The sequence below is a fragment of the Roseovarius sp. TE539 genome, from assembly GCF_003298505.1.
GTDB lineage: Bacteria > Pseudomonadota > Alphaproteobacteria > Rhodobacterales > Rhodobacteraceae > Roseovarius.
In genome coordinates, this window is record NZ_QNGB01000001.1 from 41,792 (window position 1) to 54,917 (window position 13,126).

The window sequence follows — 13,126 nt, forward strand, 5'->3', positions numbered from 1 at the left end:
GCCAGCCGGCACCGGTATTGGGTTCGCAAGCAGCCGGACGGGACGCAATGAGCCGACGAAACGATCACAGTTACCATTACCATGTCATGCGGCGCGCAATCGGTCTGATCGATGGTGCGGAAGCGGCGCTGACACTGAACGAATTGGCGGCAGAGATGCAGATGAGCCCATCGCATTTCCAGCGTGTCTTCACGGCATGGGTTGGCGTGTCGCCCAAGCGGTATCAGCAATACCTCACGCTGGATCACGCAAAGTCCCTTTTGTCGCGGCGCTTCACGACGCTTCAGACAGCGCATGAACTGGGGCTTTCCGGATCCGGGCGCCTGCATGATCTGTTCCTCAGGTGGGAAGCGATGAGCCCTGGCGAGTTCGCCCGAAAGGGGGCGGGGCTGGAAATCCGTTGGGGGTGGTTCGACAGCCCGTTCGGCCCGGTCCTCGTGATGGGAACCGAGCGGGGAATCTGTGGCATGGGATTTGCCGGGGAAACCGGCGAGGCGGCAGCGATGGAGGATCTTGCCGGGCGCTGGCCAGAAGCCCGGTTCGTGGAGAGGCCGGCGGCGCTGTCGCCCTGGATCGAGACGGTTTTCGGCAATGGCAGCGCCGGTCACGTCGCCAGCCGGCCGCAGAACGAGGTTCCACTGCACCTCATCGGCGCGCCGTTCCAGATCAAGGTCTGGGAGGCCCTGCTGCAGGTTCCGTCAGGCCAGGTGACCACCTATTCGGAGATCGCACGGTCGGTCGGCAACCCGCGCGCCGTACGCGCCGTGGGCACAGCGGTCGGGCGCAATCCGGTCAGTTACCTGATCCCCTGTCACCGGGCGCTTCGCAAGTCGGGCGGCCTTGGCGGCTATCACTGGGGATTGCCCGTGAAGCGTGCGATCCTGGCCTGGGAGTCCGCCCGCGCCGGCGTATGAAATCGCCCCTTCTGGGCGGAATGATGCCAAGGTTTCTCCTTTTGTCGTTGGGTTGAGCCGCGACAGTACATATAGTTCCGGCCACAGGCCCGGAACGGCGGGCGACGAATTAGAGGCTGAGATCATGACAAGAGCAAAATCCGCGATTTCCCTGATGGCCGGCGCATCGCTTCTGGCGGTGAGTGCCTGCACCGATCCGGCGACCGTGAATCCCGACGATCCAAATCGCAAGACAAAGCAGGGTGCCCTCCTGGGGGGTGTTTTCGGCGCCATCACCGGCGCGCTTGCGAGCGACGACAAGGCCAAGGGCGCGATCATCGGCGGGGCCGTTGGCGCCGCTGGCGGCGCGGCGATCGGCAACGCGCTGGACAAGCAGGAGGCCGAACTGCGCCGCGACCTTGAAAACGAGCGCGTGGGCATCACCAATACCGGCGACCGCCTGATCGTGACCATGCCGCAGGACATTCTCTTCGAGACTGACAGTTCCGAGGTCAACCCGGTCCTGAGATCCGATCTTCTGACCGTCGCCGACAGCCTCAAGACCTATCCGGACACCAGCGTGCAGGTCGTGGGCCATACGGACAACACCGGCGAGGCATCTTACAATCAGGCCCTTTCCCAACGCAGGGCGAACGCGGTGGCGGATGTGTTGATGTCCGGCGGCGTGTCCTTCGGGCGCATCCAGACGATAGGCCGTGGCGAGGATCAGCCGGTTGCATCGAACCTGACACCGGAAGGCCGGGCGCAGAACCGCCGCGTGGAAATCGTGATCCTGCCAAACGCGCGCTGAACCTCAGTTCGGTCGTGGCGCGGGGGCCGTCTTGACGGGCTGACAGGCGTGCTTTCTTGACGCTTCGCAGGGTTCGGGATAGGCGGTTGCCCATGCATCCACAGGAAGGATACCGCCTCATGAGCACGCCCTCGCTTCTCATTCTGCCCGGTGACGGGATCGGCCCCGAAGTCATGGCCGAGGTCCGCAAGGTCATCGCATGGTTTGGCGACCGGCGCGGCCTGACATTTACCGTTGAGGAGGATCTTGTGGGCGGCGCCGCATATGATGCGCATGGTGTCCCCCTCCATGATGACACGATGGCGCGCGCCCAGGAAGCGGATGCCGTCCTTTTGGGAGCTGTGGGCGGGCCGAGATACGATGATCTGGATTTCTCGGTGAAACCCGAACGAGGGTTGCTGCGGCTCCGCAAGGAGATGGACCTTTTTGCCAATCTGCGTCCCGCGCAGTGTTTCGACGCGCTGGCCGATTTCAGTTCGCTCAAGAAAGAGGTCGTGGCCGGTCTCGACATAATGATCGTGCGCGAACTGACCTCGGGCGTGTATTTCGGCGAACCGCGCGGGATCTTCGAGGAAGGCAACGAACGCGTGGGCATCAACACACAGCGTTATACCGAGTCCGAGATAGACCGCATCGCGCGCGCCGCCTTCGATCTTGCCCGCAAACGCGATGGCAGGGTCTGTTCCATGGAAAAGGCCAACGTGATGGAATCCGGCATCCTGTGGCGCGAGGTCGTGCAAAAGGTACATGACGCCGATTATCCCGATGTCGAGCTCAGCCACATGTATGCCGACGCGGGTGCGATGCAGCTTTGCCGCTGGCCCAAGCAGTTTGATGTCATCGTCACCGACAACCTGTTCGGCGATCTTCTGTCGGATGCGGCGGCGATGCTGACCGGATCGCTTGGCATGCTGCCCTCGGCTTCGCTGGGGGCGCCGATGCCAAATGGCAGACCGAAGGCACTTTACGAACCGGTGCATGGCTCCGCTCCGGATATCGCCGGACAGGGCAAGGCCAATCCGATCGCCTGCGTCCTGAGCTTCGCCATGGCTCTGCGCTACAGCTTTGACAACGGGGATGAAGCGTCGCGTCTGGAAGGGGCCGTGGAACAGGTTCTGGCGGACGGTCTGCGCACCGGCGATCTGCTGGGAGAGGAGGGCGGCAGCCCGGTTTCCACCGTCGAGATGGGCGATGCGATCGTCGCCGCCCTCGAAAAGAGCCTCTGATTGACGTGATTTCGGCCTCGGCGGGGTCAGGGCGCAGGGTCGTGCCGTCCGAGGCAGGCGTAATGCGCAATCCGCTCTGCGTGGTGCAGGTTGCGCGAGAACCAGCGCAGGGCATCCGTGCGCTTGAACATCTCGGATACGGTGATCAGCCCGACATGTTCGCTCAGAAGGGTCGCGCGCCTGTGGGTCCGGGTCAGACCCGCAACATGTGCCGAAAGCCAAGCGAGCCGTCGCGCCCGGCGATCGGGCGTGGCGCCGTCGCGCAGGACGGCGGCGAAAAACTGAACCGGGCGGCGCAACCGGTCATCGTCCAGAAGCGGGGTTATGAGCCCCTCGCGTCCGGCGCGGCGGCTCAGACGGCGCAGATGGTCGATCTGGTGCAGGATCGCGGTGAGACGTGCCGCCTCCTGCGGTTTTCCTTCGGGGACCTGAATGCGCGCCACGTAGTCGGAAAGTTCGTTCAGTGCGGGATCGGTTCGACGGCAAAGCCGCGTCAGCCCATCCTCCGGCGCCTCGGCCTGCAAGGCCCTGCCGAGCGCGCCGAAGACAAGATCGGTGATCGCCGTCGCCGCCGCCTGCGCCGCATCCATCGCCGCACCCTCGTCACTCAGGAGGGCCGGATCCAGTGTCCTGGTCAGCCGATCACCCTCATCCGGCATCAGGCGGGTCACGACACGTGCGAAAACCGTCGTCGCAGGCACGAATAGGGCGGCCCCCGCCAAGTTGAAGGCGGAATGAAACAGGACCAGCGCAGTCGCGTCTCCGAACCGCTGTGCCAAGCCGGCAAACGCCGCCGCCCCGAGGAAAAGGATCGGGAAGGCCAGTAGGGCGGTCACAGCGTTGAATATCACGTTCGCCACGGCCGTACGGCGCATCATGCGTCCGCCCCCGGCAGATGCCAGAAGTGCGGTGACCGTGGTGCCCAGGTTCATTCCGATCACCATGGCCGCCGCCTGTTCCAGCAATATCGTTCCTCCGGCCAGGAAAACCAGCGCAACCGCCATTGCGGCGCTTGAGGATTGCATCACCACGGTCATCGCAAGCCCGAGAAGCATCAGCTGGACAAGCCCCGCAAGACCGCCGGAGGGCAGGCTGTCCGGAGTCAGCACCTTGTCGAAACCCGAAGCGCCGTCCTGCATCATGTCAAGCCCGATGAAGATCAGGCAAAACCCGCCCGCGGCCCGACCGATGCGCGCGCCCCGACCGTTCGAGACAAGGGTCAGCAGACTGGCAAGGAAAATGCCCGGCAGGGCGAGAGTACCCAGTTCCATCTCGACCCCGAGGAGCGCGATCATCCAGCCGGTCACGGTGGTGCCGATATTGGCCCCGTAGATCACCCCGAGCGCATGCTGGAAACTCAGCAGCCCGGCCCCCACGAAGCCGACAGTCATGACCGTCGTCGCGCTTGAGGATTGCACCAGCGCGGTGACTGCGGTGCCGCTCAGAACACCTCTCAGTGGTGTGGTGGTGAAGCGACTGACGAACTGCCGCAACCGTGTGCCTGCTGCCTCGCGCAAGGCTTCGGTCATGGTTTTCATGCCGATCAGGAACAGGCCGATACCGCCGAGGATGAATAGTATTGCGTCATTCATGGGGTCATCTCTCAACAAAGCCTATCCGGCTCTGTGGTGTGTACAAGGCCGGCCTTGCTTTCGCGCCGCGAACCGGGGAAATCAATTCCCTATCGGTCATCAACGCCCTTGCAAATCCTTCGAGCGAGGTTTAATCGGCGTGCCCACGGTCGGAGTGTAGCTCAGCCTGGTAGAGCACTGTCTTCGGGAGGCAGGGGTCGTAGGTTCGAATCCTGCCACTCCGACCAGTTTCCCGCCACGAACAAGCCTTTATGGTGTACCCTGATTGTCTTGATGCGGATCTGGCCACGGGCCTCGGGATCAGCAGGATCGGCCTCATCGCTTCATGGCGTCTGACCGGACCTGCGACCACCGGACGGAAATCCACGCCGCGTACAGGCAGGCTTGCGGGCAATTCGGCCATGCGGCACGCATCTGGTTGAAAAGCAGTCGAAATAGTGAGCGGTCATGGCTTCTAAGGTTGCTTTTCCAGAACTGATACAGCAAACAACATGCAGATTGCCGTCTGATCGGCTCCGAGCAACCAAAGCCTGAAAGCGCGACTTGAGCAGAACGAAATCCCCAATCCTGATCACGGGCGGCACGGGCTCTTTCGGAAGGACCATGCTGCGTCATCTCCTTGCCCAGAGCGTTGGCGAGGTGCGAATCCTCAGCCGGGACGAGGAAAAGCAGGACGCGCTGCGCAGAGAGCTTCGCGACAGCCGAGTGAGGTTCTATATCGGCGATATCCGCGATCGTGACAGCGTCGACAAGGCGATGGCGGGCGTCGACTGCGTGTTTCACGCCGCGGCGCTCAAGCAGGTTCCGTCCTGCGAGTTCTTCCCCATCGAGGCCATGCGGACCAATATCCAGGGGTCCGAGAACGTCATCCGTTCGGCCATCGCGGCCGGGGTGCGCAGCCTTGTTTGCCTGTCTACTGACAAGGCGGTTTTCCCGGTCAACGCCATGGGCCTGTCCAAGGCCATGATGGAAAAGGCGGCGCAGGCAGCCGCGCGCGAACTCGGGGAAGATGCACGCACCATGATATCATGTGTGCGGTACGGCAATGTCATTTATTCGCGCGGATCGGTGGTGCCGCTCTTCGTGCGTCAGATCCGCACCGGCAAGCCGATCACCGTCACCGATCCCACGATGACCCGTTTCCTGACATCCTCGGCCGATTGTGTCGACCTGGTGAACCATGCCTTCGATTACGCGCGCCCCGGCGACCTTTTCATTCGCAAGGCAAGCGCATCGACACTTGCCGATCTTGTCGAGGCACTCAAGGAGATATTCGACGTCCCGGACCATCCGGTCGAGGTCATCGGGTTGCGGCATGCCGAGAAAAGATACGAAACCCTTGCCAGTGCTCAGGAAATGATCAACTCGGAAGATCTGGGTGATTACCTGCGTATCCGAATGGACGGTCGGGACCTGAACTACGGGGCCTACCTTGAACCCACAAAAGCGGCCGGGGAAAGCGCCGATGATTACAGTTCGCATAACACCGGATGCTTGTCGCGCGCCGAAGTCAGGGACTTGTTGCTGAGCCTTCCGCCACTGCGTGAAGAACTTTCGGCGTGGCAATCGAGTCGGTGAGCGCATCCGTGTCACTCTCGAAAAGATCCACATCGCGGCTAGCCAAAGACCGGCTGCTTGGGCGTTTACGATGAACTTCTTCAAGAAATTCCTTCCAGCTCCCCGCAATTCCCGCGAAACACCCCAACCGGACGAGCAAGTCGCGCTGGCCGATTTCTTCGATTTACTCATGCGTCACTCCGAAGCGCCGCCAAATGAAATAGAAACCGAGGTTGATCCGGATACTTTCGCGAGGTTGCAGGCGCGTGTTGAAAGGACCTGGTCCAGGCTGGGAGAAGAAGATGCACATTGGTCGGTGATCACGGACAATAAATTCCGTAAGGAGAATATTGACGATACTCTGACGGATTTCTTCGACATGGGCGAGGGGGATGTCAAAAGACTCTTGGCCGCTTTGCAACGCGCGGGCGCGCAATTGTCCAGGGTGCGATCTGTTATGGATTTCGGATGCGGTGTCGGCCGCTTGTCTGTTATCTTGTCGCGTCACTTTGATAAGGTGATCGGTGTTGATATTTCGGCCAGCCATTTGCGGGAGGCGAATTCCTGCTTCAGGAGTTTGGGGATTGAAAACATACAGACGAGTAGACTGACAAGCGTGAGCGAGATCGAGACTCTGCAAAAATGCGATCTTGTGTACAGTATAATCGTTCTTCAACATAATCCGCCGCCCGTCATGCGAGAGCTGCTTTCGAGGCTTTGTTCCCGTGTTGAGCGTGGCGGTTTTCTGTATGTCCAGATTCCAACATACAAGGTGGGCTACAGCTACAGCTCGGACTCAGATCTTCTGGAGAATACCGATTCAATGGAGATGCATATATTGCCACAAAAAGTGGTTTTTGACGTGATCGAAAAAGCCGGGCTTTCCATACGAGAGGTGGTTGAAGATGGCGCAGCTTGGAATCTCGATTTTCGTTCCCAGGCATTTCTAGCCCAAAGAAAATGAATGCAAGGCGACAGGCAGGATTTCGTCGGGTTCTGCTGGTGCGATCGCCCTTCGATCGTGTGAATGTGTCAAGGTCGGTCTGCAAGGATCCACGAAGAACGGCTGTCATGTCGGACGAGGCGGGGGCGTTCCTGGAAAGGTTCATCTTGCCGTTCCACACAGGTCAGCCCATTCAACCGGGGTGACGTTTTTGCCGTTCGATCCGGCGCAGTTGACCACTCCGGATTTTGCGAATCGTCTAGAGCGGTGCATCCTGCGCTCTTTAGGCCACGAGAGGTGCCCCATGCCCCGCGAAACCAAGCTGATCCTTTGCCCCGTCAATCTGCGCCACGCGCAAGTCGAATACAACGCCTATACCGAGGCCGTGGAGATGGCTCGCCGTCGCGGTGCGCGCCTGATCGTGGCGACTGTCGCCCCCGAGATCGAGCGTAATCTCAACATCTACGATTCCGACAAGTACTGGGGCGACGAGCTCAAGAAATTCCTTGCCACGCATCCTGCCGACGGGGTCGAGGTGTCCACAATGGTTCGCAAGGGGGCCGTGCATCGGCAGATCGTCAAGCTGGCCGATGATCAGAAGGTCGATCTGATCGTGATGGAAGCGGCCAACCCCAAGGTGCAGGACTACCTTCTCGGGACCACGGCCAGCCATGTCGTGACCCACGCCGAATGCTCGGTCTACGTGGTGCGCGGTTGAGGCAGGCGCGGTACCGCCTGACAGATCAGCGCATCCAGCCGAGCCCGGCCTCCGTGGTCGGGCCCGAGGGCGTGTATTCGCCGCTCACGAACCCGGTGTAACCATCCGCGTCCAGCCGGTCGAAAAAGGCCGGGTAGTCGATGGCGCCGCGCACCGGCTCATGGCGGCCTTCCGCCCCGGCCACCTGTACATGCGCGGCGAGGTGGCCATGAGCCACCCATGTCCCCATCACGTCCCCGGTGATCCTGTGGGCATGGTACGCGTCGAATTGCAGGGCGAGATTGGGCGCGTCAACCTCTTGGAGAACCGCGGCGGCCCTGCCGAAATCATCAAGGTAATAACCCGGCATGTCGATGATGTTGATGGGTTCGATCGTCAAGGTCAGGTGCGGCGCCTCGGCAGCAGCCCACTTTAGGTTGTCGACAAAGACCCGGTATGCCTCCTCGCCCTCGGCCATGCCGGCCATGACATGCAGTATCCGCGGACGAAGCAGCTCGGCGTAGCGCAACGCGCGGGTGAAATCATGGCGAAAGCGCGTCTCGCGCCCGGGCACCGCGGCAAAGCCGCGCTCGCCGCCGGTCCAGTTGGGCGGTGGCGTATTGAAGAGGATCAGCGGCAGCCCGGCCGAATCCAGCGCCCGTCGCAATTCCGTGGCCGGGTCATCGTAGGGGAAAAGCACCTCGACCGCCTCGAACCCGGCGGCCCAGGCGGCCGCGAAACGCTCGGGCAATGGAACCTCGCGGAACAGCATCGAAAGGTTGGCGGCGAAACGTGGCATGACTTATCATACATCCTGTGCGCTGATCTGACACGGGTAGTGAACTTCGACGGCGAAAGCCTGCTCAGGTCGGCCGGTCCGTGGCCGGATACCCTGAGCCGCGACATCGCAGTCCTGAACGCCCCGCGGCCCTGCCCCGGGATCCGGAGGGCCTGCATGGTGCCGTGGTTCTGCCGCTCCGCGCTTCGGCACGGCGATTTGTGATCCGCGGCGTCGCTTGCGGCGTAGACCGGACAACAATTGGCAAATAGGCCGGCAGGGCTTATGTAATGGTCTGTCGGCACGGACAGGGAGCTTCGGCATGAATTTCCACTCCAAGGATCTGGACAGCGCCCCCGAGCGCGAGGAGGCGCGGGATGCGCTGGCACTCCTGCGTCGCTGGGCCAGTTCCGCCAGCGAGGACGAGATCGCGGATCTTGATCCGGCCATCGCCCGGCTCCTGCCCGGGGGCGCGCCCTCGGATTATCCGGACCTGTCGCGCGAATACCCCGGGGAGTTCACGGTGACCGATGACTACCGCCGGTCGCTTCCCGATTTGCAGAACGGGCCCAGCTCCCTGATCCGCGGTGCGCGTCAGCATCTTCAACACGTGGGCATTTCCAATTTCCGTCTGCCGATCCGCTTTCACAGCCGGGACGGAAGCGACCTGACGCTTGAAACCTCGGTGACCGGCACGGTCAGTCTGGAGGCGGGCAAGAAGGGCATCAACATGTCCCGGATCATGCGCAGCTTCTACAAGCATGCCGGCAAGACCTTCAGCTTCGAGGTGATGGAAGCGGCGCTGGATGACTACATTGCGGATCTTCAAAGCATCGATGCGCGCCTGCAGATGCGGTTTTCCTATCCGACGGAAATCCGGTCGTTGCGCTCGGGGATCAGCGGCTACCAATATTACGATATCGCGCTGGAACTGGTGGAGCATGAGGGAAGGCGCCACCATTACATGCATCTTGATTATGTCTATTCGTCGACCTGTCCGTGTTCCCTCGAACTGAGCGAGCACGCAAGACAGACACGAGGACAGCTGGCAACCCCGCATTCACAGCGGTCGGTGGCGCGGATTTCCGTCGCCGTCGAACCGGGCAGCCTGTTGTGGTTCGAGGACCTGATCGACGCCGCCCGCTCGGCCGTTCCCACCGAGACGCAGGTCATGGTCAAACGCGAGGACGAGCAGGCCTTTGCCGAACTCAACGCGGCCAATCCGATCTTCGTGGAGGATGCTGCGCGGCTTTTCTGCGCGGAGTTGCTGAAGGATCAGCGCATCGGGGATTTCCGGGTTATCGCAAGCCATCAGGAAAGCCTGCACAGCCATGACGCCGTGAGCATTGTCACCGAAGGCGAGACATTCGCCGCCGGAAGCATTGACCCGAAGCTTTTCGGAACCCTGGTTCACGGCGGCTGACGACCATGCTTTGCTGACAATCCGGCAAAAGCGCCTCTTTATCGGTCACTTGCCGCCCGAGAAGGTCTGTGCTTGACGCGATGGCGGGCCAAGACCTTGAATTCCGAGGCGCAGCATGAGATCGACCCGTCTGCACGGTTTCACGGGCCTGTCACTCTCGGTGTGTATGGTCCTTACCGTCAGATCGAAAGGATCCGCAGATGTCATTTGTCACACCGCAACTCAGAATGTCAGCCGCCGGTCTTCGAATGGCCGGATACATGTTGGAGAACCACATGCGCGTGGCGCAGGTCTTTGGCGTGGCCGCGATCCGGGCCAACCCGTTTCTCGCTCCTGCCGGGGTAAAGCGTTATCACGGCCGCCGGGTGGACCCGTCCCCCGGCGAGGGCATCCTTCCCGGCCCGGCCCCTGCAACACCCAAGGCATCGGAGAAACCCAAGCCGGCGGCCCCGGCACAAGTCACACCTGCAACGGCCGTCACCGCAAAGCCCGCCAAACCGGAGGAGAACGTATCCGCGCCCGCCCTCACGAATGAGACCACATCCAAGCCCCGCACCAGGACCGGCGCGCGCCCGGAACAAGTGGCGGGATCGGACAGCCCGCGCAAGCCTGCCGCGGCTTCAGGGGATAGCAAACGCGCCACGAAGAAAACCGGGTCCGGGGCGGCTTCGCCCAAGCGATCCCGGTCACCGTCAGCACCGCCGGCGTTGCCGGACCGGACCACGACACCCGAGGACGCATCCGGGAAATAACCCGGCCCGCCCCTCAGTCCCTAAGACGTCTTTCAGGCGCGTCCGGACAGGGCACCTGGGTTGTCCAATCATGGTAATCACCGCTGGTGGTGCGGTCGTGCAGCGCCCGAAGCGCCGGCAGCGGGGCCGCGGCATGATCGATTCTCAGGTTCAGCGGCGGGGCATCCCGCCTGAGCACAAGGAGTGCCGCGGACATCAAGCCGCGGCTGTCTCCGCCGCTGGTCTCCGCAGCATCCAGCGCCGCCATCAGCCGCTCGGCGATGCTGCCCGACGCGCCGGCGAAAGCCTCGGCCATCGCCGACAGGACCGACGGACCACTGAGCACGTTGCCCGCTGCAATGCCCCCTGAAAAGACGTGGCTGCCACGCGCGGGCTCGTTATGCTTTCCCGTGAAGGCGCCAGTGCCCCCGGCCAGGTCCAAACTGGCCAGCTGACGCCATTCCCGCCCGCTGTCGGGCGCGGTAACACGCGCTACCGCCTCTGTCGCGGAGGCCCCGTCACGCATGGCACGCAACACGTCTTCCCCCCAGAAGGTGCTTGGCGCGGCGCCCTGACTGGCGCTCATACCCGCGTCGATGTCACCGCGCAAAACCCAGCCCCCGACACACAGGCTCCCCGTGGCGGCGGCTCCGCCAATGGCGCCTGTTTCGGCATCCTGCACAAGAATTGAAAATGTCATCTGTTTTCTTCGGTCATTTCGACCTCGTTTATCATGAAAAATTGACCGGCGCAATTTATCATGATAAATAAAACCATCAAAACCAACAGGGAGACGATCAAATGAAACTCGTGACATGGACCCGCCGAGGGCTTGCGGCCTTTGCGATCGGGGCGGTTCTGGCTCTGGGCGGGGCACCCGCACCAACCTCGGCACAAACGCCCGAAGACGTGCTGATCGTGGGGCAGATCGCCGAACCCAAATCGCTGGATCCGGCGGCGGTTACGGCGGTCAACGATTTCCGAATTCTCGTCAATCTCTACGAGGGGCTGACGCGCTACAAGGCCGGAACCCTGCAACCCGAACCGGCGCTCGCGACCGAATGGGAGATCAGCGAGGACGGCACCGTCTACACTTTCACCCTGCGCGAGGGCGTGACCTTTCACGATGGCACGCCCTTCAACGCCGAGGCGGTGAAATTCAACTTCGACCGGATGCTCAACGAGGACCATCCCTACCATGATACCGGCCCCTTCCCGCTGAGCTTCTTTTTCGGCTCCGTCGAGAAAACCGAAGTGATCGACGACATGACGGTGAAATTCACCCTGAACGCGCCATATGCGCCGTTCCTGTCCAATCTTGCCTATCCCACCGGCCTGATCGTTTCACCCGCCGCGGTTAAGGCACATGGCGAGGACGTGGGCCGCAACCCCGTCGGTACAGGCCCTTTCAAGTTCGTCGAATGGAAGTCGAACGAGCGTGTCGTGGTTGACCGCCACGAGGATTACTGGGGGGAAAACGCCGCCAGCCAGGCGATCGTTTTCCGGCCGATCACCGACGCCAATACGCGCGTGGCCGAAATGCTGGCCGGCGGAATCGACCTGATGGTCGAAGTGCCGCCAACCTCTCTCGGTCAGTTTCAGGGTGACGGGTACACCGTGCACGAACAGGCCGGCCCGCATGTCTGGTTCCTGATCCTCAATGCAAAGGAAGGCCCGTTCGCTGACAAGCGCGTGCGCCAGGCGGCCAATTACGCCATCGACAAGGAAGCGATCGCAAACGATGTCCTGGAAGGCACGGCAACGGTTGCCGCTGGCCCCACGCCGCCGGCTTTCGCATGGGCGTATAACGAGGATCTCGATCCCTATCCCCACGATCCCGACAAGGCGCGCGAACTGATCAAGGCCGCCGGCGCGGAAGGCGCGGAACTGACATTCTACGTGACCGAGGGCGGCTCGGGCATGCTTGACCCGGTGCCGATGGGAACCGCGATCCAGGCCGACCTTGAAGCCGTCGGCTTCGACGTGACCATCGAAACATATGAGTGGAATACCTTCCTGGGCGAGGTGAATCCGGGACTGGAAGGCAAGGCCGACATGGCCGAAATGGCCTGGATGACCAACGATCCCGATACCCTGCCCTACCTGGCACTGCGTTCGGAAGCGTGGCCCGACAAGGGCGGTTTCAACTCGGGCTATTATGCCAACGAGGAGGTGGACCGGCTTCTCGAAGCGGCCCGCACTGCCACCGACCAGGCCGAGCGCGCCCGCCTTTACAAGGAAATGCAGGTGATCGTGCAGGAGGAAGCACCCTGGGTCTTCGTGGCGAACTGGAAGCAGAACGCCGTGACCAACGACCGGGTCGAGGATTTCCGCCTCGCACCGTCGTTTTTCCCGCGCCTCACGGACGTGAAGAAGAACTGAGGCGGTTGCGGGCCGGGGCATCCGCCCGGCCCGGCCGGCGGGGGGCGCTGCCCCCCGCACCCCCCGGAGTATTTTCGGCAAGATGAAGGGGCG

Annotated in this window: 12 protein-coding genes and 1 tRNA gene; 10 read left to right on the forward strand and 3 right to left on the reverse strand. The window is 62.1% G+C overall.

The window, feature by feature from the left end; all coding sequences use genetic code 11:
- Nucleotides 1-47: 47 nt before the first annotated feature.
- From DQW77_RS00245 to leuB, 3 genes are all read left to right on the forward strand, one after another.
- Entirely contained in the window at nt 48-914 is an 867-nt protein-coding gene (locus DQW77_RS00245; RefSeq protein ID WP_113256171.1) for a bifunctional helix-turn-helix domain-containing protein/methylated-DNA--[protein]-cysteine S-methyltransferase, read from the forward strand.
- A 124-nt stretch (nt 915-1,038) separates the two neighbouring features.
- Complete coding sequence (locus tag DQW77_RS00250; protein WP_113256172.1) at nt 1,039-1,704, forward strand: OmpA family protein; 666 nt, start codon at nt 1,039-1,041, stop codon at nt 1,702-1,704.
- A gap of 119 nt (nt 1,705-1,823) precedes the next feature.
- The gene (gene leuB / locus DQW77_RS00255) at nt 1,824-2,930 is read left to right on the forward strand and encodes a 3-isopropylmalate dehydrogenase (protein ID WP_113256357.1); all 1,107 of its coding nucleotides are present in this window, start codon (nt 1,824-1,826) and stop codon (nt 2,928-2,930) included.
- 26 nt (nt 2,931-2,956) lie between these two features.
- Here leuB and DQW77_RS00260 read toward each other — a convergent pair whose 3' ends face one another.
- Nucleotides 2,957-4,522, reverse strand: a complete 1,566-nt coding sequence (locus DQW77_RS00260; protein ID WP_113256173.1) for a Na/Pi cotransporter family protein — start codon at nt 4,520-4,522, stop codon at nt 2,957-2,959.
- 150 nt (nt 4,523-4,672) lie between these two features.
- Here DQW77_RS00260 and DQW77_RS00265 point away from each other — a divergent pair.
- The 4 genes from DQW77_RS00265 to DQW77_RS00280 all read left to right on the forward strand — a co-directional run bounded on the left by DQW77_RS00265 (nt 4,673) and on the right by DQW77_RS00280 (nt 7,740).
- A tRNA-Pro gene (locus tag DQW77_RS00265) sits at nt 4,673-4,749 on the forward strand.
- A 316-nt stretch (nt 4,750-5,065) separates the two neighbouring features.
- Nucleotides 5,066-6,100 (forward strand): polysaccharide biosynthesis protein, encoded by a 1,035-nt coding sequence (locus DQW77_RS00270; protein WP_309301300.1) that lies wholly within the window; start codon nt 5,066-5,068, stop codon nt 6,098-6,100.
- 70 nt (nt 6,101-6,170) lie between these two features.
- The gene (locus tag DQW77_RS00275; RefSeq protein ID WP_113256175.1) at nt 6,171-7,043 is read left to right on the forward strand and encodes a class I SAM-dependent methyltransferase; all 873 of its coding nucleotides are present in this window, start codon (nt 6,171-6,173) and stop codon (nt 7,041-7,043) included.
- Nucleotides 7,044-7,326: 283 nt separating this feature from the next.
- A complete protein-coding gene (locus tag DQW77_RS00280) occupies nt 7,327-7,740 on the forward strand; it encodes a universal stress protein (RefSeq protein ID WP_113256176.1) in 414 nt (137 codons plus the stop codon).
- A 25-nt stretch (nt 7,741-7,765) separates the two neighbouring features.
- Here DQW77_RS00280 and DQW77_RS00285 read toward each other — a convergent pair whose 3' ends face one another.
- Nucleotides 7,766-8,518 (reverse strand): hydroxypyruvate isomerase family protein, encoded by a 753-nt coding sequence (locus DQW77_RS00285; protein ID WP_113256177.1) that lies wholly within the window; start codon nt 8,516-8,518, stop codon nt 7,766-7,768.
- A 301-nt stretch (nt 8,519-8,819) separates the two neighbouring features.
- Between DQW77_RS00285 and folE2 the strand changes: the two genes are divergently transcribed.
- The gene (gene folE2, locus DQW77_RS00290; protein ID WP_113256178.1) at nt 8,820-9,920 is read left to right on the forward strand and encodes a GTP cyclohydrolase FolE2; all 1,101 of its coding nucleotides are present in this window, start codon (nt 8,820-8,822) and stop codon (nt 9,918-9,920) included.
- Nucleotides 9,921-10,120: 200 nt separating this feature from the next.
- Nucleotides 10,121-10,672 (forward strand): hypothetical protein, encoded by a 552-nt coding sequence (locus tag DQW77_RS00295; RefSeq protein WP_147094911.1) that lies wholly within the window; start codon nt 10,121-10,123, stop codon nt 10,670-10,672.
- Nucleotides 10,673-10,685: 13 nt separating this feature from the next.
- Here the strand turns inward: DQW77_RS00295 and DQW77_RS00300 are convergent, their stop codons facing one another.
- Nucleotides 10,686-11,351: a DUF1028 domain-containing protein gene (locus DQW77_RS00300; RefSeq protein ID WP_113256180.1), complete on the reverse strand. Its 666-nt coding sequence runs from the start codon at nt 11,349-11,351 to the stop codon at nt 10,686-10,688.
- Nucleotides 11,352-11,452: 101 nt separating this feature from the next.
- Between DQW77_RS00300 and DQW77_RS00305 the strand changes: the two genes are divergently transcribed.
- On the forward strand, nt 11,453-13,033 hold the full coding sequence (locus DQW77_RS00305; protein WP_113256181.1) for an ABC transporter substrate-binding protein: 1,581 nt from the start codon (nt 11,453-11,455) through the stop codon (nt 13,031-13,033).
- Nucleotides 13,034-13,126: the final 93 nt, after the last annotated feature.